Annotated in this window: 16 protein-coding genes and 6 pseudogenes; 8 read left to right on the plus strand and 14 right to left on the minus strand. The window is 72.4% G+C overall.

The genetic code is table 11. The features are described 5' to 3' along the window. Positions 1 to 7 precede the first annotated feature (7 nt). From H300_RS0115920 to H300_RS0115935, 4 genes are read right to left on the minus strand one after another with little or no spacing between them, the layout of a single operon-like run. A complete protein-coding gene (locus tag H300_RS0115920) occupies positions 8 to 793 on the minus strand; it encodes a CDP-alcohol phosphatidyltransferase family protein (RefSeq protein WP_078516044.1) in 786 nt (261 codons plus the stop codon). Further along, positions 771 to 1,835: an iron-containing alcohol dehydrogenase family protein gene (locus H300_RS0115925; RefSeq protein ID WP_028428227.1), complete on the minus strand. Its 1,065-nt coding sequence runs from the start codon at positions 1,833 to 1,835 to the stop codon at positions 771 to 773. Before H300_RS0115925 ends, H300_RS0115920 begins: the two co-directional genes overlap by 23 nt. After that, a complete protein-coding gene (locus H300_RS0115930) occupies positions 1,823 to 2,560 on the minus strand; it encodes a phosphocholine cytidylyltransferase family protein (protein WP_028428228.1) in 738 nt (245 codons plus the stop codon). The genes H300_RS0115925 and H300_RS0115930 overlap by 13 nt, the downstream gene beginning before the upstream one ends. Beyond that, positions 2,557 to 4,410 (minus strand): CDP-alcohol phosphatidyltransferase family protein, encoded by a 1,854-nt coding sequence (locus H300_RS0115935; protein WP_078516045.1) that lies wholly within the window; start codon positions 4,408 to 4,410, stop codon positions 2,557 to 2,559. The genes H300_RS0115930 and H300_RS0115935 overlap by 4 nt, the downstream gene beginning before the upstream one ends. A 444-nt stretch (positions 4,411 to 4,854) precedes the next feature. On the opposite strand from H300_RS0115935, the gene H300_RS0115940 reads away from it, so the two are divergent. Beyond that, positions 4,855 to 5,790, plus strand: a complete 936-nt coding sequence (locus tag H300_RS0115940) for a cation diffusion facilitator family transporter (protein ID WP_028428230.1) — start codon at positions 4,855 to 4,857, stop codon at positions 5,788 to 5,790. 44 nt (positions 5,791 to 5,834) lie between these two features. Further along, a complete protein-coding gene (idi, locus tag H300_RS0115945; protein WP_051270098.1) occupies positions 5,835 to 6,395 on the plus strand; it encodes an isopentenyl-diphosphate Delta-isomerase in 561 nt (186 codons plus the stop codon). Between the two features lie 27 nt (positions 6,396 to 6,422). Here idi and H300_RS0115950 read toward each other — a convergent pair whose 3' ends face one another. Further along, the gene (locus tag H300_RS0115950; RefSeq protein ID WP_028428232.1) at positions 6,423 to 6,902 is read right to left on the minus strand and encodes an ATP-binding protein; all 480 of its coding nucleotides are present in this window, start codon (positions 6,900 to 6,902) and stop codon (positions 6,423 to 6,425) included. A 146-nt stretch (positions 6,903 to 7,048) separates the two neighbouring features. Further along, complete coding sequence (locus tag H300_RS27215; RefSeq protein ID WP_078516046.1) at positions 7,049 to 7,768, minus strand: HdeD family acid-resistance protein; 720 nt, start codon at positions 7,766 to 7,768, stop codon at positions 7,049 to 7,051. 223 nt (positions 7,769 to 7,991) lie between these two features. Between H300_RS27215 and H300_RS0115960 the strand changes: the two genes are divergently transcribed. The 5 genes from H300_RS0115960 (at position 7,992) to H300_RS32485 (ending at position 13,925) form a co-directional block, all read left to right on the plus strand. Next, the gene (locus H300_RS0115960; RefSeq protein WP_028428233.1) at positions 7,992 to 8,771 is read left to right on the plus strand and encodes an enoyl-CoA hydratase/isomerase family protein; all 780 of its coding nucleotides are present in this window, start codon (positions 7,992 to 7,994) and stop codon (positions 8,769 to 8,771) included. Between the two features lie 81 nt (positions 8,772 to 8,852). Then, positions 8,853 to 9,716 carry an SCO6745 family protein gene (locus tag H300_RS0115965; RefSeq protein ID WP_028428234.1) on the plus strand — a complete coding sequence of 288 codons (864 nt, stop codon included), beginning with the start codon at positions 8,853 to 8,855 and terminating at the stop codon, positions 9,714 to 9,716. A gap of 83 nt (positions 9,717 to 9,799) precedes the next feature. After that, the gene (locus tag H300_RS0115970; protein WP_028428235.1) at positions 9,800 to 12,217 is read left to right on the plus strand and encodes a Tex-like N-terminal domain-containing protein; all 2,418 of its coding nucleotides are present in this window, start codon (positions 9,800 to 9,802) and stop codon (positions 12,215 to 12,217) included. A gap of 177 nt (positions 12,218 to 12,394) precedes the next feature. Continuing rightward, the gene (locus H300_RS0115975; protein ID WP_028428236.1) at positions 12,395 to 13,369 is read left to right on the plus strand and encodes an acyl-ACP desaturase; all 975 of its coding nucleotides are present in this window, start codon (positions 12,395 to 12,397) and stop codon (positions 13,367 to 13,369) included. A gap of 181 nt (positions 13,370 to 13,550) precedes the next feature. Next, positions 13,551 to 13,925, plus strand: coding sequence for a S4 domain-containing protein (locus H300_RS32485; RefSeq protein ID WP_078516047.1), 375 nt, complete (start codon positions 13,551 to 13,553; stop codon positions 13,923 to 13,925). Positions 13,926 to 14,113: 188 nt separating this feature from the next. Here H300_RS32485 and H300_RS27220 read toward each other — a convergent pair. The 7 genes and pseudogenes from H300_RS27220 to H300_RS27235 all read right to left on the minus strand — a co-directional run. After that, a pseudogene (locus H300_RS27220) lies at positions 14,114 to 15,517 on the minus strand (GH1 family beta-glucosidase); the annotation flags it as partial. Between the two features lie 55 nt (positions 15,518 to 15,572). After that, positions 15,573 to 16,224, minus strand: a pseudogene (locus tag H300_RS27225) (ABC transporter ATP-binding protein); the annotation flags it as partial. After that, positions 16,212 to 17,163, minus strand: a pseudogene (locus tag H300_RS30320) (ABC transporter permease); the annotation flags it as partial. The pseudogenes H300_RS30320 and H300_RS27225, both read right to left, overlap by 13 nt. Positions 17,164 to 17,167: 4 nt before the next feature. Beyond that, positions 17,168 to 17,781 (minus strand): annotated as a pseudogene (locus tag H300_RS30325) (ABC transporter ATP-binding protein); the annotation flags it as partial. Between the two features lie 83 nt (positions 17,782 to 17,864). Continuing rightward, a pseudogene (locus tag H300_RS27230) lies at positions 17,865 to 19,255 on the minus strand (ABC transporter substrate-binding protein). 27 nt (positions 19,256 to 19,282) lie between these two features. Continuing rightward, the gene (locus tag H300_RS32490; RefSeq protein ID WP_486583905.1) at positions 19,283 to 19,573 is read right to left on the minus strand and encodes a hypothetical protein; all 291 of its coding nucleotides are present in this window, start codon (positions 19,571 to 19,573) and stop codon (positions 19,283 to 19,285) included. Between the two features lie 188 nt (positions 19,574 to 19,761). Next, positions 19,762 to 20,774: pseudogene (locus H300_RS27235) on the minus strand (LacI family DNA-binding transcriptional regulator). Positions 20,775 to 21,294: 520 nt separating this feature from the next. Here H300_RS27235 and thrS point away from each other — a divergent pair. Then, entirely contained in the window at positions 21,295 to 22,620 is a 1,326-nt protein-coding gene (thrS, locus tag H300_RS27240; RefSeq protein WP_078516049.1) for a threonine--tRNA ligase, read from the plus strand. Between the two features lie 184 nt (positions 22,621 to 22,804). Here the strand turns inward: thrS and H300_RS0116010 are convergent, their stop codons facing one another. After that, a complete protein-coding gene (locus tag H300_RS0116010) occupies positions 22,805 to 25,093 on the minus strand; it encodes an MMPL family transporter (protein ID WP_028428238.1) in 2,289 nt (762 codons plus the stop codon). Positions 25,094 to 25,241: the final 148 nt, after the last annotated feature.

Here is a 25,241-nt window from a genome sequence, read left to right on the forward strand (position 1 = left end):
GGGGCGGTCACCGCAGCCTGCTGGAGGCCAGGACGGACACCAGGTGGAGCACCGTCTGGAGGACGGCGATGGCGGCGAGCACCGCCACGCCCAGCCGGGTGAAGAACAGTCCGCCGGCGACCATGTCCGCGACCGCGACGACCAGGATGAGCAGCGAGGCCTCGACCCCGCCGACCAAACGGTGGAACTTCAGGGCCGCCGCCGCCCGCCGGGCCACCGCGAGGCCCGAGGAGCGCGGAGTCGCGGCCTCGTCCCGCACGGCGGGGAGCCCGCTGCGGGCCCGTGCCACGTCCACGAGGTCCGTCTCGGCCTTGATCAGGATGGCGCCGAGCGCGGCCACCGTGCCGAGGAACGCCCACTGCCACTGGGTGCCGTCGCTCTCCCGGTGGAAGAGGTCGGCGGCCCGGAGGCCGAAGCCGACCAGCAGCACCGCCTCGCAGAGGTAGTGCCCCACCCGGTCCAGGTAGACGCCGGTGATGGACGTCTGCTTCCGCCACCGCGCGATCTCGCCGTCGACGCAGTCCAGCAGCAGGTAGAGCTGGATCAGCAGGACGCCGAGCAGGGCGCCGGCCAGTCCCGGCACCAACAGGGCCGCGCCGGCCGCCGCGCCGGCCACGATCATCAGGTGGGTGAGCTGGTTGGGGCTGATCCTGGTGTTCACCAGGTACCGGTCACAGCGCAGCGAGATCTCGCGCATGTAGAGACGGCCGGCCCAGTGCTCGCCGCTGCGCCGGTCCTTGACCCCGTCGGGGTGCACGACCGGCCGGAGTTCAGCTACTGACGGTTTTTGCATAGTCGGCGTACGCGTCCCTGATCTGGTCGGTGGACAGGTCCAGGTGCTCGAGGATGGTGTAGCGGCCGGGGCGGGTCTCCGGGGCGTAGGCCAGCGCGCGGACGAACTCCTCGTCGCTGAAACCGATCTGGCCGGGCAGCACCGGCAGGCTGTGCCGCTGGAGCACCCGCGTCATCAGCGCGGACTCGGCGTGCGCCCCGCGCAGGTGCATCGCGAAGGCCGCGCCGAGGCCGCACTGTTCACCGTGCAGGGCCGAACGCTTGGGGTAGAGGAGGTCGAGCGCGTGGCAGATCTCGTGGCAGGCGCCCGAGGCCGGCCGGCTGTCACCGGCGATGGACATCGAGATCCCGGTGAGCACCAGCGCCTCGGCGAGGATGACGAGGAAATCGTCGTCCTCGATGCTGCCGGGATGGCGCAGCACCGAGTCACCGGCACTGCGGGCCATGGCGGCCGCCAGGCCCTCGAAGGCCTCCCCGGTCTCGCGGTGGGAGAGCTCCCAGTCCGCGACGGCGGAGAGGTTGCTCATCGCGTCGCCGATCCCGGCCCGCACGTACCGCACCGGGGCCCGGCGGATCACGTCGAGGTCGATCACGATGGCGATCGGGTTGGGCACCCCGTACGAACCGCGGCCGGCGTCGTTGTCGAGCGTGGAGACGGGCGAGCAGAGGCCGTCGTTGGCCAGGTTGGTCGCCACGGCGACCATCGGCAGCCCGACCCGGGCCGCCGCGTACTTGGCCGAGTCGATCACCTTGCCGCCACCGAGGCCCACCACCGCGTCGTAGCGGCCGGAGCGCTTGATCTCGTCCGCCAGCCGGACGGCGCCGTCGATGGTGCCGTCGGCCGCGTCGAACCACTGGGCTCCGGGCAGCGCCGGCGCGAGCCGCTCGCGCAGCGCCTGCCCGGAACCGCCGCTGATCGCCACCGCGAGCCGCCCCCCGGGGGAGATCCGCTGGTCGGCGAGCAGCCCGGCCAGATCGTCCAGGGCCCCGCGCCTGATGTCGACCGTCAGCGGCGACGGGATCAGCCGGGTCAGTACTGGCACGCGATTCCCCGGCCCTTCTCGAGGTCGTCGTGGTTGTCGATCTCGACCCACTTGACGTCGCCGATCGGCGCGACGTCGATGGTGAAGCCGCGGTTGACCAGCTCCTGGTAGCCGTCCTCGTAGTAGAGGTCGGGGTCGCGCTCGAAGGTGGCCCGGAGCGCGTCGGCGAGGTCGCCGGCGGCGGAGCCCTCGATCAGCGTGACGCCGATGTACTCGCCGGTGGCCTCGGCGGGGTCCATCAGCTTGGTGATCCGGCGCACGCCCTTCTCGGGGTCCGCCACGACCTTCATCTCCTCGTCGGCCAGCGGCTTGACCGTGTCGAGGGCGAGGATGATCTTCCGTCCCTCGCCGCGGGCGTCCAGCAGCGTCCGCTCCACGGAGACGGGGTGCACGGTGTCGCCGTTGGCGAGGATGACGCCATCCGCGACGGCGTCCCGCGCGCACCACAGGGAGTAGGCGTTGTTCCACTCCTCGGCCTTGTCGTTGTCGATCAGGGTGAGCGTGAGGCCGTAGGTGCGCTCCAGCTCCTCCTTGCGCGCGTAGACGGCCTCCTTGCGGTAGCCCACCACCACCGCGACCTCGGTGAGGCCGACCTCACGGAAGTTGGCCAGGGTCAGGTCCAGGACGGTGGTGTCCCCGTCGACCGGCACCAGTGCCTTGGGCAGGGTGTCGGTGTAGGGGCGCAGACGCCGTCCGGCGCCGGCGGCGAGCACGAGGCCGATCATGCGGGTTCTCCTGTTTCGTCGTGTACGGCGGGTGCTTGTGAGGACACCCAGAAGCGGATGCTCTCCACGAGCACCGCGCACGCCAGCAGCCCGGCGAGGGCGGCCAGCGCGATGGTGAGGGATGCTGCGCCCAGCCACGCCGCGGCGAGGACTGTGACCACCAGGACCCGTCCCTCGTGCCCGCCGATGGCGAACACCAGCGAACGCGGAGGAGCACCGGTGCCGCCGCGGATGCGGTACACCGTGTCGTAGTGATGGTAGGCGACTGCTGCCACCAGCCCGAAAGCAGCGGGCAATACTCCGTTCATCTCGGCGCGGGCAGCCAGGATCAGCACCGCGGAGTACTCCGCGGTGCGCAGGATCGGCGGCACCAGCCAGTCGAACGGCCCGGTGAGGTGGCCCGCGACCGCCCACCCGCTGAGCAGCGCGTAGCCGGTGGCGGCGAGCACCGGCCACCAGCTTCCGGCGGGCGCCCAGGCGGCGGTGGCGAGCACCAGTGCGGCGCCCGCGGCGGCGGCCGCGGGCGCCGCGCCGCCGGGCAGCAGCCGGGCCGCGCCCGCGGCGAGCGGGCCGCTGTCGGCGAGTTCGGCGAGGGAGCGGCCGGCCGCGGGCTCGGCCGCGGCACCGCGGGCGGAGCGCAGGAGCCGGCCGGCCGTGGTGTAGCAGGCGGCCAGCGCGCAACCGGCGAGGAGCACCACGAAGGTCGTGCGCGGAGTGGTGAACGCGGTGAGCACGGCGATCAGCGCCCAGCGCTCCCCGATCGGCAGCACGACCATCCGCCGCGCCCACACCGTCCAGGCCACGCTGTCGAGCCGGCCGGAGAGCGAGGTGGCGGCGCGGGATGACGCGTTGGCGGCGAGGGCGGGCCGGTGCGACTCGTTGAAGGCGAAGTCCACCATGTGACGCACTGTCTGGAGCACCATCGCCCCCAGCGCCAGCGCCCATACGTCGTCCCCGCCGCGGGCGGCGCCGAGCGCCAGGCCGGCGTAGTAGGCGTACTCCTTGGCCCGGTCGAAGGTCGCGTCCAGCCAGGCCCCGAGTGTCGAGTACTTGAGGGCGTAGCGGGCCAACTGGCCGTCGGCGCAGTCCAGCACGAAGGAGGCGAGCAGCAGCGCACCCGCGGCGACGAAGCCGCCGCGGGTGCCGGTGGCCGCGCAGCCGGCGGCGATCAGCGCGGTCAGCAGCGAGGCGGTGGTGACCTGGTTGGGCGTCAGTCCGCGCCGGGCGCACCAGCGGGCGAGGTGGCGGGAGTACGGGCTGACGCAGTGGGTGGTGAAGAAGCCGTCCCGCGGTTTCACCGCGGTGCGCAGGCGTACCGCCTCCTCGTCGACGGCGGCCACCGCACGCAGGGCCTCGTCCCGCTGCGTCCCGTCGGCGGGTACCCGTGCCACCAGCACGCCCAGGTCGGGCCGGTGCACCGGCACCCCCGCGACCTCCATCGCCGCGGCCGCCGCGTCGGGGTGCGGCGCGCTGTGGCGGGGCGCGCCGTCCCGGGGCGGCCCGGCGGACGCGCGGTCCGGCGCACGGGGCGCGGACGGCGCGGCCTCCGGCCGGAGCGTCCCCCGGAGCGCGCCGAGGAGCGCGGAGCGGCGGGAGGGGTCGGCGACCACCGCGCCCGACACGGCGGAGGCTGGGAACCGCGGATCGGCGAGCACGAGTCGCAGACTGTGCTGATGGCCGACGAAACGCGGGTCCACCAGTGCGGCGCGCTCCCCCGCGGGCAGCGAGGCGAGCAGTTCCGCCGCGTGTTCTCCGTCCGAGGCGATGCGCACGGTGCACCCCAGAGTCCGCAGGTCGCTCTCCAGCGGCGAGCCGTCGGCCGTCGGTCCGGTGAGGATGGCGATCGTCAGTCGAACTCACTCCTTGGGCAAGTCGGGGCCACCGCTCCGCGGAGCGGACAGGGCAGCGGGAAGGGTGCGCCCGGCCCCGGCAGGGGGGCTGCACGTCGGCTGAGGTTATCGGATCGCCGGGAGGGAGCATTCACCGTGTGTTCACCGCTGCCCGCTTGCGGGCCGTCGACCGCCTCGGGGCCCGCGTCGGGCGTCGCCCCGGGCAGGGCGGCCGGACCGCGGGCGGGCGGGGCGGCGGGCCGGTTCGATACGGCGTCGCGCGCGGTGGCGCGGGAGCGTGCCGCAGCGCTGACCAGCGGGACGAAACCCCAGCTCAAAGCACACGACAACGGTGTTCAGTGCCGCGTTGCAGATACCCCCTCCAGGTAGTTCACTGGGCGGGTCGGCAGACAATCGCACCATTCACTTCCAGGGCCTCGGGCCCGACACGGAAAGGCGGGGACCATGGGTGCCGGGCATGATCACGGCGGGCCTCCTCCAGGGACCACCGGCACCGCGGCGGCGGCGTACCGGGGGCGGCTGAGGATCACCCTCGGCATCGCGCTGCTGCTGCTGGTGACCGAACTCGTCGGCGCCTGGCTGACCGGTTCGCTGGCCCTGCTGGCGGACGCCGGGCACGTGGCCACCGATGTCATCGGCATCGGGATGGCACTGACCGCGATCCACTTCGCGAACCGTCCCACCAGCGAACGGCGGACCTTCGGGGTGGCCCGGGTCGAGATCCTCGCCGCGCTGCTCAACTGCGTGCTGCTGCTCGGAGTGGGCGGTTACATCCTCTTCGAGGCGATCGAGCGCTTCCGGCACCCGGCCGAGGTGCCCGGCGGGCCGACCGTCCTCTTCGGCCTGCTCGGGCTGCTGCTCAACGGCGTCTCGCTGTCGCTGCTGCTGCGCGGGCAGAAGGAGAGCCTGAACGTCCGGGGCGCCTTCCTCGAAGTGCTCGCCGATGCCCTGGGCTCGTTCGCGGTGGTGATCGCGGCGCTGGTGATCATGCTCACCGGCTGGGACCGGGCCGACCCGGCCGCCTCCCTGGTGATCGCCCTCATGATCGTCCCCCGGACCGTGAAGCTGGCGAAGGAGGCACTGGACGTCCTGCTGGAGGCCGCGCCCAAGGACGTCGACGTCGCCGAGGTGCGGCGCCACCTGCTGGGGGTGCCTGGTGTCGAGGACCTGCACGACCTGCACATCTGGACCATCACGTCCGGGATGCCGGTGCTCTCCGTCCATGTGGTGGTGAGCCGGGAGGTGCTGGACGGAGTCGGCCACGAACGGGTCCTGCGCGACCTCCGGACGTGCTTGGGCGAACATTTTGACGTGGAGCACTGCACGTTCCAACTCGAGCCGCACGGACATGCTCAGCACGAGGCCAAAGTCTGCCCCTGATCGGGGCAGGGCACACTGGACAGTCAGCGAGGCAGAGGATGGACATGGCACACACTCCGGCGGAACCGATCATGCTCGAACTGGTCGATGAGCAGGGAACGACGATCGGCACCGCGGAGAAGCTCTCCGCGCACCGGCCCCCGGGCCGGCTGCACCGGGCCTTCTCCGTCTTCCTCTTCGACGACCGCGGCCGGCTCCTGCTCCAGCGGCGAGCTGCGGGAAAGTACCACTCCCCCGGCGTCTGGTCGAACACCTGCTGCGGGCACCCCTACCCGGACGAGCCGCCGTTCGCCGCGGCGGCCCGGCGCGTCGGCGAGGAGCTGGGCGTCTCCCCCGCACTTCTGCGCGCGGCCGGCACTGTGAGCTACCACCACCCCGACCCGGCGTCCGGCCTCGTCGAGCGGGAGTACAACCACCTGTTCACCGGCGAGGTGGACGCCCCCCTGCGTCCGGACCCGGCGGAGATCGGCGAGACGGCCTTCGTGACCCCCGAGGAACTGGCGAAGCGGCACGCGGACGGGAACTTCTCCGCCTGGTTCATGACGGTGCTCGACGCGGCCCGGCCGGGGATTCGCGCCGTCACCGGCACCGCGGCCGGCTGGTAGCCGTGCCGCCTGAACAGGTGGTGCCCGTCAGGTGAGCAGGGGCAGCGGGAGCGCGACCCGGATGACCTTGCCCCCGGACGCGGTCTGCTCCACGTCGCAGGAGCCGCCGGCCTCGGCGACGACGGACTTCACCAGGAGCAGGCCGCGTCCACCGGTGTGCTCCCGATCCGGGTCCGCGGCCAGCGCCTTGGGCCGGTAGGGGTGGTCGTCCTCCACCGACACCCAGACCCAGCCCGCTCCCAGCGAGACTTCGACACCGACCTCCGGCGAGAGCAGCGCGGCGTGCCGGACGGCGTTGGTCACCAGCTCGGAGACGATCAGCAGGATGCTGTGCAGCAGCTCGTCGGGCACCGGGGCTCTGCGGCGGCGGATCAGGTCCCGAACGGCCTTCCGGGCCTGCGGCACCGAGGCGTCCGCGGTGGGAGCGCTGAAACGCCAGGTGCCACCGTACTCCGCGGGTACCGCGGTCGTCGGCGGCTCGGGCAGTGCGCTCCCGCGGCTCTCCATGGTCACCGGCATCGTCCCTCTGCTTCGTGGCCGACCTCGTGGCTCAGCCGTTGCTGACACACCGCCTACCACTCCGAGTGTTGGTACGTACCGAGCCACGGACAGCCGCTGACCGATATTCGGCACCTCGAAACCGATCGAATTCACTACTGACCGAAATGCTTATCCTTCGACTGCTTCTGTTCGCTCCCTCGGCCCTCTCCGTCCCCTCGCCGCGCGTCGCCCCCGCCGGAGGCCCGACCGTCAGGCCGCACTCCGGCGGTCCGCTGCTGTTCCGCCCGGTCCCGCTCCTCCGCGACCATGCCGACCAACTGGCGCCCGCCCATCCCCGAGGCCACCAGCCCCAGACCGTCGAAGAGGAGCGCCAGCGAGAAGAACGAACCGAGGACGTACAGCGAGCTCTCCGGCCAGTCGGCCAGAACCAGGACGCCCAGCAGGATGCCGAACACGCCCTGCACGAGCGTCCAGACCATCTGCTGGCCGCGCGCCACCGCGCCGCCGACCAGGCGGAACACGCCACCGGTGAGGAAGAGCAGTGCGGCGAACAGCGTCAGGCCCTCCGCGCTCGTCCCGGGGAAGCGCACGACCACCACGCCGGCCGCCACGTACAGCGCCCCCACGATCAGCCCGAGCCAGAAGTAGTGCGAGCGGCGCGACTGCACCGCGTGCAGCAGTGCCACCACGCCGCCCACCAGGAGCAGCCAACCGAAGAGGAGGACCGAGGTCAGCGTCGCCACTCCCACGTAGACGAGGCCGACCAGCCCCGCCACCACCAGGACCGCCCCCAGGGCGGTGAGGCGGCCCAGGCTCCGGTTCAGCTCGGCCTCCGGTGCGGGGGAGGTGCCCTTGTCGGAGCGTCCGATCATGATGACTCCTTCTGCTGTCGCCCGCGGGCGCCGGGGCCGCACCCTCGACCTCCCGACCGGTCGCGCCGGCATCCGGGCGGCGGGTACCCGCCCGGCGGCTTCTCTCCCACTCTGCCCGCCGGCGGTGCGGCGCGCCCCCGGGGGAAGCCGTCCGGGGTCCGCGCGGGCCCGTGACGGGCAGGTGGCGCCGGGCCGCGGGGCCGCGGCCCATAGCATCACGCCTATGGCATCCTCCGAACCCGGTCTGGACTGCGCGGTCGCCGACGGCGTGGCCACGCTCACCCTCCGCAATCGGGCGAAACGCAACGCGATGACCGTATCCATGTGGCGGGACCTCCCCGTCCTGCTGGACCGGCTGGCCGGGGACCGGGAGGTCCGGGTCCTGGTGCTCACCGGCGCCGGTGGGACGTTCTGCGCCGGAGCGGACATCGGCAGCCTCCGCGGCGAGACGCCGCCGGACGGCGGGCCGCGGGCCCTCGCGGTCGCCGCGGAGGACGCGCTGGCCGCCTTCCCCCGCCCCACGCTGGCCGTGCTGCGCGGCCACTGCGTCGGCGGCGGCTGCCAGCTCGCGGTGGCCTGCGACCTGCGGTTCGCGGCCCGGGACGCCCTGCTGGGGATCACCCCGGCGAAGCTCGGCATCGTCTACCCGCCCTCCGCCACCCGGCGCCTTGTCGCGCTGGTCGGCCCGGCCACCGCCAAGCACCTGCTCTTCTCCGCGGAACTCGTCGGCACCGACCGCGCGCTGCGCGGCGGCCTGGTCGACGAGGTGCACGACGGGTCGGACCTGGACGAGCGGGTGGCGCGGTACACGGCGGTGCTGGCGTCCCGCTCGCGACTGACGCAGACGGCGGCGAAGGCGTTCGCCGACACCGCCTCGGACCCGGCACGCGACGCGGAGCGGCACGCCCGCTGGACGGCCGAGGGGATCAGGAGCGGGGAGACGGCGGAGGGGGTGGCGGCCTTCCTGGCGGGGCGGTCGCCGGCCTTCCCCTGGAACGGCTGACCCCGGCCTCCCCAGGGGCGGCCGCGCCCGGCCGGCGGGGCACCCCTGACCCGAAAAGCGACCGATCAGTAGCCTATGGCCATGACTACGCTGCCCGAGCGCGCCGGCCGCCGCTGCCACAACGTCCTGAACCCGCTGCACTCCGCGGTGTACTTCTCGCCGGAGCTGGGCGAGGAGTTCGCCGAGCTGGGGGTCGCCGAGACGGGTGCGGCCTACTTCGCCGGCCGGGCCGCCGCCATGGGAGCCGTCGGACCGGGCACCGTGACCGCGACATTTTACAGCTTCGCCCACCGGCTGATCGCCCGCCACCTGCCGGAGACCTGGCGCATCGTCGGACCGGAGGAAGCCCTCGCCGCCCGCCTGCGGGCCGCCGACCGCACCCTGCGGCGGGTGCTGGGCGAGCCCGTGCTCTCCTCCCCGGAGGTGGCCGAGGCCGCGCGGTTGGCACTCCGGGCGGCCGAGGCGTGCGAACGCCCGGCCCGGCCGCTCTACGCGGCGCACGCGGACCTCCCGGTGCCCGAGGAGCCGCACCTGGCCCTGTGGCACGCGGCGACCCTGCTGCGCGAGCACCGCGGGGACGGCCACCTCGCCGTGCTGCTGGGCGCGGGGCTTTCCGGGCTGGAGGCGCAGGTCAGCCACACGGCCACCGGGAAGGGCATGAGCCGACGCTGGGTGCTGGCCACCCGCGGGTTCACCGCGGAGGAGTGGGACGCGGCCGCCGACCGGCTGCGCGAGCGCGAACTGCTCGACACGCGCGGCGACCTGACCGAGGACGGCACCGACCTCCGCAGGGAGGTCGAGGCCGAGACGGACAGGCTCGACCGAGCCCCCTACCAGCACCTCGGAGCGGAGGGGGTCGCGCGGTTGACCGAGTTGGCGGGCGGCCTCACCCTGGCCGCGGCGGAGGCCGGCGCCTTTCCCGCCGACCTGATCGGCAAGGACTGACCCGCGAGCGGCAGCGGGTCCGCAGGGGGCCACGCCCGGGCGGGAGCCCCGCGACGTCGGCGCCTGCTGCGACAATGCGGGGCGTGACCGCAACAACTGTCTCCATCGAAGCCAGGATCGCCGAGGAACTGGGCGTTCAGGCGCACCGGGTCCGGGCCGCCGTCGAACTGCTCGACGGCGGCGCGACGGTGCCGTTCATCGCCCGCTACCGCAAGGAGGCCACCGGCACTCTCGACGACGTACAGCTCCGGGCCCTGGAGGAGCGGCTGCGCTACCTGCGGGAGTTGGAGGAGCGCCGCGAGGCCGTCCTGGAGTCCGTCCGCGACCAGGGGAAACTGGACGAGGCCCTGGAGGCGCGGATCAGGGCGGCCGACTCCAAGGCCCGCCTGGAGGACGTCTACCTGCCCTACAAGCCCAAGCGGCGCACCAAGGCGCAGATCGCCCGTGAGGCCGGGCTGGAACCGCTGGCAGACGGGCTGCTCGGCGACCCCGGCACGAATCCCCGGGCGGCGGCGGCCGCGTTCGTGGACGCCGAGCGCGGCGTCGCGGACGCCGAGGCGGCGCTGGACGGCGCCCGGTCGATCCTGACCGAGCGGTTCGGCGAGGACGCCGACCTGATCGGCGAGCTGCGGGAGCGGATGTGGCGGCACGGCCGGGTGGTCGCCAGGGTCCGCGAGGGCAAGGAGCAGCAGGGCGCGAAGTTCGCCGACTACTTCGACTTCTCGGAGTCGTTCACCACGCTCCCCTCGCACCGGGTGCTCGCCGTGCTCCGCGGGGAGAAGGAGGAGGTGCTCGACCTCGTCCTCGACCCGGAGGCCGACGAGGCCGACCGGCCGGGCCCCTCGGCGTACGAACAGGCGATCGCCGAGCGGTTCGGCCTCCGGGACGCTGGACGCCCCGGCGACCGCTGGCTCGCGGACACCGTGCGCTGGGCCTGGCGCACCCGGCTCCTGGTGCACCTGGGCATCGACCTGCGGCTGCGGCTGCGACAGACCGCCGAGGACGACGCGGTCGGCGTCTTCGCCGCCAACCTGCGCGACCTGCTGCTCGCCGCCCCCGCCGGCACCCGCGCCACGATGGGCCTGGACCCGGGTCTGCGCACCGGCACGAAGGTGGCCGTGGTGGACGCGACGGGCAAGGTCACCGCCACGGCCACCGTCTACCCGCACGCGCCGCAGAAGCAGTGGCAGCAGTCGCTCGACACGCTGGCAGGGCTGGCCGCCGCGCACGGGGTGGAACTCGTCGCGATCGGGAACGGCACCGCCTCGCGCGAGACGGACAAGCTGGCCGGCGAGCTGATCGCCGCCCGGCCGGAGCTGGGCCTCACCAAGGTGATGGTCTCCGAGTCGGGGGCCTCGGTCTACTCGGCCTCCGCCTTCGCCTCGCAGGAGCTCCCGGAGCTGGACGTCTCGCTGCGCGGTGCGGTGTCCATCGCCCGCCGGCTCCAGGACCCGCTGGCGGAACTGGTCAAGATCGACCCCCGGTCGATCGGCGTCGGGCAGTACCAGCACGACCTCTCCGAGCTGAAGCTGTCCCGCTCGCTGAACGCCGTGGTGGAGGACTGCGTCAACGGGGTCGGGGTGGACGTCAACACCGCGTCGGCGCCGCTACTGTCCCGGGTCTCCGGCATCGGCGCGACGCTGGCGGAGAACATCGTGGCCCATCGCGACCGCAACGGCCGGTTCCGGAGCCGGGCGGGCCTGCGGGACGTGCCGCGGCTGGGGCCGAAGGCGTACGAGCAGTGCGCCGGGTTCCTACGCATCCGGGACGGCGAGGACCCGCTCGACGCGTCCAGCGTGCACCCCGAGGCCTACCCGGTGGTCCGGCGGATGGCCGGGACAACCGGGGACGACGTGGCGGAACTGGTCGGCAACCGCGAGCTGCTCCGTCGGCTTCGGCCCGCCGAGTTCGTGGACGACACCTTCGGGCTGCCGACGGTCACGGACATCCTGAGCGAGCTGGAGAAGCCGGGGCGCGACCCCCGGCCGGCGTTCCGGACGGCCGACTTCCTGGACGGCGTGGAGAAGATCGGGGATCTCGCTCCGGGGATGGTGATGGAGGGCGTGGTCACCAACGTCGCGGCGTTCGGGGCCTTCGTGGACGTCGGGGTGCACCAGGACGGCCTGGTGCACGTCTCCGCGATGTCGCGCACGTTCGTGAAGGACCCGCGCGAGGTGGTGAAGCCCGGGGACGTCGTCCGGGTCAAGGTTCTCGACGTGGAGGTGCCCCGCAAGCGCATCTCGCTGACGCTGCGCCTGGACGACCCGCACGGCGCGGAGGCCGCGGAAGGCCGGGCCTCCACCGGGGGGCGCGGACCCACCGGCGGGGGTTCCGCCGCCGTGCGGCCACGCGGCGGCGGCAACCGCGGCGCGGGCCACGAGAGGAACCGCGGGAGCGGCCGGGGCGGTGAGCAGCGGCGGGCACCGGCGCCGGCGAACGACGCGATGGCGGACGCACTCCGCCGGGCCGGCCTGGCCGGGCCGGAGCGCGGCAACACCTGAGGAGGTTCGGCGGCGGGTCCGGGGTGCCCGGACCCGCCCCTTGCGTACCCTTGCTTCATCACGGAGCGTAGCGACTGTCGAGCCGACGGAGACCGGCCTTGCCAGACCGGCAGCGGGTAACCTACGGTTTCGTAACCTACGGACCCGTAGGTGCAGCCGTAAGAGCCAGGAGCCCCCGTGACCCAGACCACCGCCCCTCGCGCCCACACGGACGAGTGGACCGATGCCCGCCTGCTGCTCGCCCTCGAAGAGGTCGTGGAGAAGGAGCTGAACCGGCATCTCGGGGTGGCCAAGGACTGGATGCCGCACGAGTACGTGCCCTGGAGCGACGGCCGGAACTTCGACGGCCCGCTGGGCGGGGAGGCCTGGGCTCCGGGGGACTCCAAGGTCACCGACATCGGCCGGACGGCGCTCGTGGTGAACCTGCTGACCGAGGACAACCTGCCCAGCTACCACCACGAGATCGCCTCGCTCTTCGGCCGGGACGGCGCCTGGGGCACCTGGGTGCACCGCTGGACGGCCGAGGAGGGTCGGCACGGCATCGTCATGCGCGACTACCTGCTGACCTCGCGCGCGGTGGACCCGGTGGAGCTGGAGAACTTCCGCATGGCCCACATGTCGGAGGGCTTCGAGTCGGACAACCGCCACTCGATGCTGCACTCGGTGGCGTACGTGGCCTTCCAGGAGCTCGCGACCCGCATCTCGCACCGCAACACCGGGCACCAGTCGGGCGACCCGGTCTGCGACCGGATGCTGGCGCGTATCGCCACCGACGAGAACCTGCACATGATCTTCTACCGGAACCTGCTCCGGGCCGCCTTCGAGCTGGCGCCGGACCTCACGATGTCGGCCGTGCGCGACGTCGTGGTGAACTTCCGGATGCCGGGACACGGCATGCCCGGCTTCGAGCGGGCCGCGGCGCGGATGGCCATCGGCGGCATCTACAACCTGCGGATCCACCACGACGACGTGATCCAGCCGGTGCTGCGCTACCTCAAGGTGCTGGAGATCGACGGTCTCGGCCCGGAGGGCCTCCAGGCACAGGAGGAGCTCGGGATGTACATGGGCGGGCTGGACAGCGAGGCCGCCAAGTTCGACGAGCGGCTCGCCGCCAGGGCGGCCCGCCGCGCGGCCCGCGGCCTGACCGACTGAGCGTCCCCGCCCCCGCCCTCCGAGCGGGTCGGCGACCGCACCCGGAGGGAGCCGCCGGCCGCGAGCCGCACGGCTCCCTCCGCCGTCGGGGGCCCCGCGTTCCGGCACCGGACACGCGGCCCGGGCGCACGCCGCCTCCCGGCGGTCCCTCCGGGGCGTTGCGCGTGGCACAGTCGTCACCATGGCAGCAGACGAGGAATCCGTCCGGGTGGACGTCTGGATCTGGTCCGTCCGGCTCACCAAGACCCGCTCGGTGGCGGCAGCAGCCTGCCGTGCCGGGCAGGTCCGGGTCAACGGCGAGCGGATCAAACCCGCGCGTCCGCTGAGGACGGGCGACGAGGTGCGGCTCCGGCAGGGCGGCCTGGAACGGGTGGTCGTGGTGTCGCGGCTCGTGCGCAAGCGGGTCGGCGCGAGCGTGGCGGTGACGGCCTACGTCGACAACAGCCCGCCGCCGCCGGCACCGGAACTCGCCGCTCCGGTCGCCCGCCGGGACCGGGGCACGGGCCGTCCCACCAAGCGGGACCGGCGGGAGCTGGAGCGGCTGCGCGGCGACTGAGCACCGCCGGCCGGTACGGCACGGCAGGCGCCCGGGGCGGCAGCCGGGCGGTTGCGTTCCTGCCCGGAGCAAGGGACCGCCCGGTGCCCGCGGGGAACCGGCTGTGAGGAAACCGTGGCGTTTCCCGCGCTCCTCCCGGTCCCGCCCAGGTGCCGGGAGGAGTGCTGCGTCCGGGCCCCGCGTCGGCGGGCGGACCGGGTGAGGCGGATCGTGTCCCGGTACCAGTGGGCGCTGTCCTTCAGGGTGCGCTCCTGGGTGTCGTAGTCGACCCGGACGATGCCGAACCGCTTGTCGTACCCGTAGGTCCACTCGAAGTTGTCCATGAGCGACCAGGCGCAGTACCCGCGGACGTCCGCGCCCTGCTCCCACGCCTCGGTGACGGCCGCCATGTGGTCGGCAAGGTAGGCCGTCCGGTCCGCGTCCCTGATCCGCCCGTCGGCGTCCACACTGTCGTCGAACGCCGCGCCGTTCTCGGTGATCACGGTCGGGAGGCCGTAGTCCCGCTGGAGGCGGACCAGCAGTTCGGTGAGGCTGGCGGGCACGATCTCCCAGTCCATCGCCGTTCTGGGCAGCCCCCGGGAGACCGGACGGGCCACCGGTGCCCCGTCGGCGTCCGCGGTGGCGCCGTCCTCGGTGACCCCGGAGAAGACGTGCCCCTGGTAGAAGTTCACTCCGAGCACGTCCAGCAGCGTCGACATGATCTCCAGATCGCCCTCGACCACCGGCAGCGAGGCACCGCGGGCGGCGAGGTCCTCGACGACGTCGGCGGGGTAGCGCCCGTGGACCAGCGGGTCGAGGTAGAGCCGGGTGCCGAGCCCGTCGGCCCGGCGGGCCGCGTCCCGGTCCGCCTCGCTGTCGGTCTCCGGGGCCGCGGTGCCGGGGTTGAGGATGATGCCCAGTTCCAGCGGACGGTCCCCCGCGGCCTGCCGGATCCGCTGCGAGGCCAGCCCGTGGCCGAGCAGAAGGTGGTGCACGGCCTGCATCGCCTCACCGAAGTCCGTGTGGCCTGGGGCATGCTGGCCGTACGCGTAGCCCAGCATGGCCGCGCACCAGGGCTCGTTCAGGGTGGTCCAGTGCTCCACCCGGTCGCCCAGCGCCTCATGGGCGAGCTCCGCGTACTCGGCGAACCGGTAGGCGGTGTCGCGCGCGGGCCAGCCGCCGGCGTCCTGCAACTCCTGCGGCAGATCCCAGTGGTAGAGCGTGGTCCACGGGGCGACGCCCCGCTCCAGCAGCTCGTCGGTGAGACGGCGGTAGAAGTCCACGCCTTTCTGGTTGGCCGGGCCGCTGCCACCGGGCTGGATGCGCGGCCAGGCGAGCGAGAAGCGGTAGGTGTCCACGCCGAGCGAGGCGATCAGCTCCACGTCCTGCGGCATGCGGTGGTAGTGGTCGCAGGCCACGCTTCCGTCCTCGCCGCCCGCGACCGCGCCGGGCTTCCGGCAGTAGGTGTCCCAGATGGATTCGGTCCTGCCGTCCGCCGAAGCGGCTCCTTCGATCTGGTAGGCGGAGGTGGCGACACCGAAGCGGAAGTCCGCGGGCAGGTCGGTCAGGGCTGCCGGTGCCGGGGTCCGCTGCGGGTAGCTGGTGGGGTTCATGAGTCTCCTGGTCTGGGAGTGAACAACGGCACACCCGTGTGCACCGAGGGGCGGATCAACGTCGGGATGCAGGCCTGAACGCGGGCACGACGGTCCCCTCCCCGGGTCCCGGGGCACCGGGGCCGGCGGAGCCCGGCTCGTCTTCGGCGGCCCCGGCCCCGTCCGCCCCGGACGCCGGATGGTGCAGCCAGCAGGCCACGCTCCGGCTCGGGTCGCTCTCCCTCGCGGCGAGCTGCGGCACCTGGCTGTCGCAGGGCTCGAACGCCTTGGGGCAGCGGGGGTGGAAGGTGCAGCCCTTCGGCATGCTCGCCAGGTGCGGCGGCGGACCGGGGATGCCGGTCAGTTCCCGACGCGGCCCGTGCAACGCCGGGAAGGAGTGCAGCAGCCCGTGGCTGTAGGGGTGCAGGGGGTCGCGGTAGATGTCCGCAGCCGCGGCCTGCTCGACGATCCGCCCGCCGTACATGATCGCGATGCGGTCGGAGAACTCGACGAGCAGCGAGATGTCGTGCGTGATGAAGATCACCGAGAAGCCCGGCTCCTCGCGGAGCCGGACCAGCTGGCGCAGGATCTGCCGCTGCATCACCACGTCCAGCGCGGTGGCCGGCTCGTCCATGATGACGACTTCGGGCTCCAGCGCGAGCGCCATCGCGATCATGGCGCTGCCGCATGCCGCCGGACAACTGGTGTGGGTACGCGCCCAGTAGATCACGTCCGCCAGCAGGTTCGCGACGAGCACGGAGAGCGTGATGATCAGGAACACTCCCTGCATCAGCGGGTAGTCCTTCGCGCCCACCACCTGGAAGAGCTGGTATCCGATGCCCGGGTAGGAGAAGGCCATCTCCACCAGCAGAGTGCCTCCGCACGATGAAGCCCAGGGACAGCGCGAACCCGGAGATGTTCGGCAGGATCGCGTTGCGGGCCGCGTAGGAGAACATCACCCGGCGCTCGGAGAGCCCCTTGGCCTGGGCAACCATCACGTAGTCCTCGGAGGAGACGGTCACCATCATGTTCCGCATGCCGAGTATCCAGCCGGCCATCGCGCTGAGAATCACCGTGAATCCGGGCGGGATGGAGTGGTAGAGCGCGCTGCCGATGAACTGGGTGTCGAAGCCGGGCACCAGGGCGCTGTCGTAGCCGCCGGCCGCCGGGAAGATCGGCCACTTCACCGCGAACAGCGAGATGGCGATCAGGCCCAGCCAGAAGTACGGCACGGCGGAGATGAACGTGGTGACCGGCAGCAGGCCGTCCAGCCAGGAGCCGCGCTTCCAGCCGCTGACGATGCCGGTCCCGGTGCCGATCAGAAAGCTGAGCAGGGATGTGGTGCCCACCAGGGCGAGCGTCCAGGGCAGCGACTGCGAGATGACCTCGCCGACCGGGGTGGGGAAGAAGGTGAACAACAGACCCAGGTCGCCGCGGACGAGGTGGGACCAGTAGTCGGTGTACTGCTCCCAGAGCGAGGCGTTCTCGTCCAGGCCGAAGAGGGCCCGCAGCGAGTCGATCGCCTTGGTGTCCAACTGGCCCGGGAAGCGGCTGATCAGCGCCTGGACCGGGTCCCCCGGCATCAGCCGGGGGAGCATGAAGTTGATGGTGATCGCGGCCCACGCCGTGACGGCGTAGAAGGCGAACCGTTGCAGGGGGTACTTCACCGGTTCACGCCTCCTGCTTCTCGTACAGCCAGCAGGCGGCCCACTGGCCGTCGGCGAGGTCGAAGCGCGGGGCGGCAGTTCGGTGCGGCAGCGCTCCATCGCCCTGGGGCAGCGCGGATGGAAGCGGCAGCCGGCCGGCGGATCGATCAGTGAGGGCGGCTCCCCGCTACCCGCCTCCTCCCGGGTCGCCGCGTCGGTCACGCGGTCCGGGTCCGGCGCCGAGGCGATCAGCAGCTGGGTGTACGGGTGGGCGGGGTGCTGGGTGACGGTCTCGCTGTCGCCGCCCTCGACCACCCGGCCCGCGTACATCACGAGTGTGGTGTCCGCGAAGTAGCCTGCCGAGGCGATGTCGTGGGTGATGTAGAGGATCGCCAGCCGGTACTTCTCCTTGAGGTCGCGGAGCAGGTTGAGGACCCCGAGCCGGATCGACACGTCGAGCATCGAGACCGGCTCGTCGGCGAGCAGCACCTGCGGGTCCGCACCCAACGAACGGGCGATGGCGACGCGTTGGCGCTGCCCGCCGGACAACTCGTGCGGGAACTCGTCCAGATACCTCTCGGGCGGGGTGAGCTGGACCCGTGCGAGCAGTGCGGCGAGGTTCTGCTGGAGCTCCGCGTCCGGATCGTCGGTCGCCGACCCGTCGGGTCGGTCGTGTTCTGCGGCTTCGGCGAGCATGGCCGGTTCCCCATCTCAACGGCGGTTCAGGAGGCGGGCTTGAGGTTCAGCACCACATCGAGCGCGTTGGGCTGCGTGGGCTGCGTGGGCTGCGTGGGCTGCGTGGGCTGCGTGGGCTGCGTGGGCTGCGGCGGACCGTAGGGGTTCGCCTCGGTGGGCCAGCCGACCCAGTTCCTCGTGGAGTACTCGGCACCGATTGGTGCGGCGGCCGTGGGGACCATCGGCACCTCGTCGACCATGATCTGCTGGAGGGTGTTCATGGCCTCGGTGCGGGCCTCGTCACCGGTGGCGTTGGCGTAGCCCCGCAGCGCCTCGGTCGCCTCGTCGCTGTCGAAGCGGCCGAAGTTGCCCAGCGGCGCGCTCTCGCCGACGGGCTGGAGCAGCTCCCCGTCCATGATGTTCTGGTACATGTCGTAGGGCGTGGGGCCGCTGTTGGTCCAGTGCAGCGTGGCGTCGAAGTTGCCGTTGGAGACGTCCGAGGTCCACGCCTCGGCGGTCTGCGTCTTGACCTTCGCCTCGATGCCGATCTTGTCGATGTTGTCCTTGATGCTCGACAGGCCGGTGATGTAGTCGTTCCAGCCGGCCGGGTCGGCGAGGGCCATCGTGACGGGCTTGCCCGACGGGTCCTTCAGGGTGCCGCCGCTCAGCTCGTAGCCGGCCCTGTCGAGGACCTCCTTCGCGCCCTCGACATCGACCTCGACGTCGGCGTCCTTGTACTCCGGGGCCAGGAAGGGCTCACCGGCGGGGAGCGGCAGACCGGTCGGGTTGGTGATCTCCGGGTAGAGGGTGGCCTGCGCCTGGACGTGGATGGTCTTGCGGTCGACGACCATCGCGATCGCCTCGCGCAGCGCGGGTCGTCCATCGGCTTTCGGGCCGTGTTGAACCACAGCCCGTGGATGCCGAGTCCGGACGGGAACCACAGCTTGTGGTCCTCCTTGTCCTTGGCGACGTAGAGACCCTTGTAGTTCGGCATGAACACGAACGACCACTCCGTCTTGCCGTTGGCCAGCGCCGTCGTCTGGGCGCTGTTGTCGTTGTAGGAGGTGTAACGCAGCTCCTTGACCCTGGTCTCGCCCTTCCAGTACGAGTCCGTCGCCGTCAGTGTGGTCGTCTGCGGGGTGAAGGTCTTGAGCTGGTCCGGGTCCGAGCCGATCGGCTCCCGGTTGGGCCAGGTCGCCGGGTCCTCGACGCCCTCCCAGATGTGCTGGGCACGACGAAGGTGTTGACGATCTTGCTCTGGTTGACGAACTGGGACCCCTCGAAGGTCGGCCGAACCGTGTCCCCGTCCGGCCTCGATGCCGTCGTAGGGGATGGCGTTGCCGTTGAGGGCCTCGTTGTCCTTGACGAGCTGGAAGGTGTAGGCGACGTCCTCCGCGGTGAGCGGCTTGCCGTCCGACCACTTCGCCTTGCCGTCGATCGCGAAGACGACCTCGGTGAAGTTGTCCTACCAGGCCCACTCGGTCGCCAGCCAGGGCTTGCCCTTCTCCTCCGGACGGACGCCGTTGGTCATCACCAGGGGCTCGTAGATCACGTGGCGGTAACCGAGCGACGTACCCAGGAACGGGTTGCTGTTGTTCGTCTGCGGGCCGTTGGGCATGCCGACGGTGAGCACGTCGGTGCCTCCGCCGCCGCCGGAGCTCCCCGGGTTGGTGGTGGAGCAGCCCGAGACGAGCAGGGCGGCGGCGCACGCGAGGGCGGTTCCGGTGGTGAGCCTGAGAGGCGGTCTTGCGGACATGGCGACTCCTGGAAGAACGCGATTCTGCGGGTGGGCAGGACTGTCGTCCTGCGGGTGCGGACCGGTGCGGCGCGGACGGCCCTCGTGCAGGACGTGCGGGTGGTGCGAGTTCGGGGGGGCCTGGCCGGTGGGGGGCTGAGGTGAGCGGTGGGGCGGGCGGACGCGGTAGCTGGGGGCCTCGCCGGGCGTCAGGGCCCGGGGGCCGAACTTCGGACGACCAGTTCGGTGTGCGGGGCCGCAGGTTGGTTCGGTGCCGCCACCCCGGCGAGGTGGCCGAGAAGCACCCGGGCGGCGGTCCCGCCCGTTTGCCGCATCGGCTGCCGCACCGTGGTGAGGGCGGGGTCGGTGTGCCGGTCCATCGGGATGTCGTCGAACCCGACCACGGCCACGTCGTCCGGCGCCGGCCGCCCCGCCGCGCGCAGGGCGCGCAGGGCGCCGGCGGCGGACAGGTCGTTGTGGGCGAACACCGCGTCGAAGCCGACGGACCGACGTAGGAGCTGCTGCACCGCGTGATGTCCGGAGTGCTCGGTGAAGTCGCCCTCGACGACCACGTCGGACGCCAATTCGATGCCGTGTTCGGCGCATGCGCTGCGGAAACCGGCCAGCCGGTCCCTGGCGCAGCCGAACCGCAGCGGCTCGGTGATCACCAACGGTCTGCGCCGGCCCGCGCTCAGCAGGTGCCGGGCCGCGGAGACTCCCCCTTCGTGGTTGGTGGTCACGACGGAGGGGAACTCGGGGTGGCAGCCACGATCGTCGATCAGAAAGGCGGGCAGCCCCCTGCGGCGCATCGCGATGATCGCGATGATCGCGCCGAGGGTGTTCTCCGGCTCGACGACCAGCAGGCCGTCGAAAGCGCGGGTGGACACCTGCCCGGTGAAGCGCTGCACCGACTCCCCACCGCGGTTGCAGGTGAACAGCAGCAACCCGTAGCCGGCGGCTTCGACGGTGTCGGCAGCTCCCTGGAGCACCTCGCCCCTCCACGGCCATGCCAACGAGGGCACGAGCATCCCGACGGTGCGGCTGTTGCCGCGCGCCAGACCCACGGCCCGCGAGCTCGGCACGTAGCCCAGTTCCGCGATCACTTCACGACCGCGGGTCACGGTCACGTCGTCCACTTCCGCATTGGTGTTCAGCACCCGAGGGAGACCGTGGTCTTGTTGACGCCGGCAACACGTGCGACGTCAGCGGTGGTGACGCGCATGAGGCCTCCCGGCGGATGAGGTGAAAGCGGTCCCGGGACCGGTACCGGCGTTGGAGCGGGAGTTGACCGGTCCCGCAACACCGACGTCAACACTTCACACCAACTTCCCTGAGAGCGCTCTCAGAGAACGCTCTCAGAGCCGTCGACCTTCACCCCTCGAAGGCCGGCCCCGCTCACCCGGCGTTCCCGACGCGGTGCCGGGTCCGCAGCCCGTCGATGTCCCGTTCGACGCGTGTTCACCAGCGCGACCACCCACCCCGTATCCGTTCGGCCACCGCACCCCGAAGCGGGGACGCGTTCCTGCTCCGGGGCGGAACCCCTTCGGCGGAACGGCGCCCGCCGCGGACACACCCTCGGGCGACTTCCCGCACACTTGTGTGCGTCCGCGAATCGCGCGAACCGCTCGACGGCTCCGGCACCAAAAACCCCTCGGCGGTACCGGGCCGGGCCTGCTAGCATTCGGGACATGAAGTGCGCTGCTGTGACGACGACGCCGGAGAGTGTCCCGGCGCGCTGACAGATGTCCGACGAAGCCCCGGGGCGAGCGCCCCGGGGCTTCGTTCTGCGGTCGCTCACCCGAAGTGAGGAGACCGCTGTGCACGACCACCGCAGGCTGGGCCGCGAACTGGGCCTGTTCGGCACCGACCCGCTGCTCGGCGCGGGCCTTCCCTACTGGCTGCCCGACGGCGCCACCGTACGACACGCGCTGGAGGAGTACGTCCGCACCGCCGAGCGGCGCTCCGGCTACCGCCATGTGCACTCACCGGTCCTCGGCAAGCGGGAGCTGTACGAGCTCTCCGGGCATTGGGGCCACTACGGCGCAGACATGTTCCCTCCGATGGACGTCGGCGGTGAGCAGTTCGTCCTGCGGCCGAGCCTGTGCCCGCACCACGCGGTGATCTTCCGTTCCCGCTCCCGCAGCTACCGCGAACTGCCCCTGCGCATGGCCGAACTGGGGGGCATGTACCGCTCCGAGCCGTCAGGCGTGCTCGGCGGGCTGAACCGGGTACGGGCCATCCAGCTCAACGACGCGCACATCTTCTGCACCGTGGACCAGGTCGCGGTGGAGGCACGGGCCGCTTTGGAGATGATCCGCGAGGCGTACGACGCGCTCGGCGTCGTACCGACCCGCTACCGGCTCTCCCTCCCGGGCCGCCAGGGCAAGTACGTCGCCGCGGCCGACGCGTGGCAGCGGTCCGTCGCCCTGCTGACCGAGGCTCTCGAAGGCAGCGGACTTCCCTACGAGTCGGCCGAGGGCGAGGCCGCTTTCTACGGCCCCAAGATCGACGTCCAGGTCACCGATTGCGCCGGGCGGGAGTCCACTCTGTCCACCGTCCAGGTCGACTTCCACCAGCCCGAGCAGTTCGACCTGCACTACATCGGGCCCGACGGCGCCAGGCACCGTCCGGTCATGGTGCATCGCAGCGTGATCGGCAGCGTGGAGCGGGCGGTGGCGCACCTCGTCGAACAGCACGGCGGTGCGTTCCCCGCCTGGCTCGCTCCCACTCAGGTGGTCACGCTTCCGGTCTCGGAGACCGAGCTGCCGGAGGCCGCGGCACTCGCCCGGCGGTGCGCCGGGCTCGGACTCCGTGCCGAGGTGTCGGGGCCAGAGCGCGGCAGCCTGGGCGCGCGCATTCGGGAGGCCCGCCTCGTTCCCTACCAGGCCGTCATCGGCCCGGAGGAGGCCTTGGACGGCCTGGCCTCCCTTCGGCTGCGGGACGGGCGCCGACTCGCCCCGCAGCCGGTCGAGGAGGCGCTTGCCTTGATCGCCGCTCTCATCGACGCGCACAGCACCGCGCTGTGGCCGACGCCGCCACCGGAAATGGGGCTCGCTGGCCGCTCCTGAGGAGCGGCCAGCGAGGACGAGGGAGACCTGACGGCTACTCACGGTCTCCCCGTCCGGGGACCGCCCCGACGCGTTTTCCCCCGGGGGGACACGGCCGGCCCCGGGCCGCGGTCGATACGGACCGCGGCCCGGGGCCGGTTGCCGGTTGCCGGGGCACCTTGGCGCCTTGGGCGCCGGGACCGGGTCAGGCCCGGCTGCTCCCCGCGGGCTGCGGCTCCGAGGCGGCCTGCTCCGGAGGCGTGGCCGGCTCGGTGACGGCGAGTTGCTCGCCTTCCACGTCCACCGAGGGCAGCAGGCGGTCGAGCCAGCGCGGCAGCCACCAGGCGGAGGAGCCGAGCAGCGCGAGCACCGCCGGGACGATGGCCATCCGGACCACGAAGGCGTCGAAGAAGACGGCCACCGCCAGTCCGAAGCCCATCATCTTGATCATCGGCTCGTCGGAGCCGACGAATCCCGCGAACACGCTGATCATGATGACCGCGGCGGCCGAGACCACGCGGGCCCCGTGCCGGAATCCCGTGGTGATCGCCTCCTTCGGCGACTCCCCGTGCACGTGTGCCTCACGCATGCGCGTCACCAGGAAGACCTCGTAGTCCATGGCGAGGCCGAACACCACACCGATCAGGAAGATCGGCGCCATGCTCACCACCGGGCCCGTCTGGGCCACGCCCAGCAGGTCGGCGAGCCAACCCCACTGGAAGACCGCGACCACCGCGCCGAGCGCCGCGACGATGGAGAGCAGGAAGCCCAGGGCGGCCTTGAGCGGCACCAGGACCGAGCGGAAGACGAGCATCAGCAGCAGGAAGGCGAGGCCCACCACGAGCGCCAGGTACGGCACCAGGGCGTCGTTGAGCTTCTGCGAGAAGTCGATGTTCAGCGCGGTGGCACCGGTGACGAGGGTCTTCGCGCCGGTGTCCGCCTCCGTCCCCGAGGAGGTGTCCCGGATGTCGTGGACCAGGTCCTCGGTCTCGTTGCTGCTGGGCCCCTCGGCCGGGATCACGGTGAGCTGCGCGGTGTCGCCGGCCTGGTTGAACACCGGCGGCGTGACGGCGGTGACGCCCTCGATGCCGCTGATCGTCTTGCTCACCTGCTCGGCGGCCCCCTGCGGGTTCTCGCTGTCGGCCGCGTCCACGACGACGACCAGCGGGCCGTTGACGCCGGGGCCGAAGTTCTCCGCGACCAGGTCGTACGCCTTGCGCTGGGTGGTGTCGGTATTGCGGTGGCCGTCGTCCGGCATCCCGAGTTCGAGCTGGGTGGCGGGAACCGCGACGAGGCCGAGGCCCAGGACCGCCACGATCAGCACCGCCACCGGGCGGCGCAGCACGAACCCGGCCCAGCGGGTGCCCAGTGCGGGCTTCCTCTGCTCGGCCTCCGGCGCGGCCGTGGCCGAGGTGGCGGTCTTCGCGGTGTCCCCGGCGGCCGCGGTGTCGGCCGCCCCGCTGCCCGCGGCCGCCCTGCGGGCTGTCCGGCTGAGCGCGCGGTCCCCTGCGAAGCCGAGCAGCGCCGGCACCATGGTGACGGCGATCAGCACCGCGATCGCCACCGTGGCCGCGGCGGCGAGGCCCATCTTGGTCAGGATGGGCACGCCGACGACGGAGAGCCCGGCCAGGGCGATCACGACCGTCAGGCCGGCGAAGACCACCGCGGAGCCGGCGGTGCCGACCGCACGGCCTGCGGCGTGCTCCCCCGGGTGGCCGTCATTCCGCTCGGAGCGGTAGCGGGAGACGATGAACAGCGCGTAGTCGATGCCCACGGCGAGGCCGAGCATCGCCGCGAGGATGGAGGTGGTCGCGGACATGTCCAGCAGCGGTGCCAGCGCCACGATGCCGCCGACCCCGATGCCCACGCCGATGAGCGCGGTGGCCAGCGGCAGCCCGGCGACGAGCAGCGAGCCGAAGGTGAGCACCAGCACCAGGGCGGCGACCACGACGCCGACGATCTCGCCGCTGCCCGTCTCCGGAGCGACCTCCAGGGCGGTGCCGCCCGCCTCGACCGTCAGGCCGGACTCGCGCGCCTCCTCGACGACGGCTTCCAGCGCGGCCTGGGTCTCCTCGCTCACCTCGCCCGGGGCTTCGGTGTAGCTGACCTGGACGTACGCGGCGGTGCCGTCCCGGCTGACGGACTGGGCCTCGAAGGGGTCGACGACCGAGGCGACGTCCGACTGGGAGCCGAGCTCCCCGACCGTGTCCTCGATGGTGGTGCGGGCCTCGCCTCGGACGACCTGCTGGTCCTCCGGTGCCTTGAAGACGACCCGGGCGGTCGCCCCGTCGGCGGAGGCGCCCTCGTAGCGCTCGTCGAGAAGATCGAAGGCGCGCTGCGCCTCGATCCCGGGTATGGATGCCGACATCCCGGGGGTGGTGGACGAGGTGGCTGCGCCGAATCCGACGACGGCCAGCAACGCCACCCAGACCAGGGCGACGTACCGCCGTCGCCGGAAGGCGAACCGGCCGATGGAGTAAAGGAAGGTGGCCACGGGGAAGTGCTCCCGTCAGATCGAGGGTGTACTGGACCGCCCCACCGGCTGGGCCCGCCGGTGGGCGCGGGTGGTGCTTCGGGCGCGGGTGCCGCGAGCGGAGGGCGGCTGCGGAGCGGATCGCCGGTCGCCGCCGAGGGCGGGGGTG

The sequence above is a fragment of the Streptomyces sp. TAA040 genome (genome assembly GCF_000424845.1).

Bases quoted from the DNA above. Each gene is read 5' to 3' on its own strand.
- H300_RS0115920 (WP_078516044.1), bottom strand. From the start codon at position 793: ATGCAAAAACCGTCAGTAGCTGAACTCCGGCCGGTCGTGCACCCCGAC.
- H300_RS0115930 (WP_028428228.1), bottom strand. From the start codon at position 2,560: ATGATCGGCCTCGTGCTCGCCGCCGGCGCCGGACGGCGTCTGCGCCCC.
- H300_RS0115940 (WP_028428230.1), top strand. From the start codon at position 4,855: ATGGGTGCCGGGCATGATCACGGCGGGCCTCCTCCAGGGACCACCGGC.
- idi (WP_051270098.1), top strand. From the start codon at position 5,835: ATGGCACACACTCCGGCGGAACCGATCATGCTCGAACTGGTCGATGAG.
- H300_RS0115950 (WP_028428232.1), bottom strand. From the start codon at position 6,902: ATGGAGAGCCGCGGGAGCGCACTGCCCGAGCCGCCGACGACCGCGGTA.
- H300_RS27215 (WP_078516046.1), bottom strand. From the start codon at position 7,768: ATGATCGGACGCTCCGACAAGGGCACCTCCCCCGCACCGGAGGCCGAG.
- H300_RS0115960 (WP_028428233.1), top strand. From the start codon at position 7,992: ATGGCATCCTCCGAACCCGGTCTGGACTGCGCGGTCGCCGACGGCGTG.
- H300_RS0115965 (WP_028428234.1), top strand. From the start codon at position 8,853: ATGACTACGCTGCCCGAGCGCGCCGGCCGCCGCTGCCACAACGTCCTG.
- H300_RS32485 (WP_078516047.1), top strand. From the start codon at position 13,551: ATGGCAGCAGACGAGGAATCCGTCCGGGTGGACGTCTGGATCTGGTCC.
- H300_RS32490 (WP_486583905.1), bottom strand. From the start codon at position 19,573: ATGTCCGCAAGACCGCCTCTCAGGCTCACCACCGGAACCGCCCTCGCG.
- thrS (WP_078516049.1), top strand. From the start codon at position 21,295: ATGTCCGACGAAGCCCCGGGGCGAGCGCCCCGGGGCTTCGTTCTGCGG.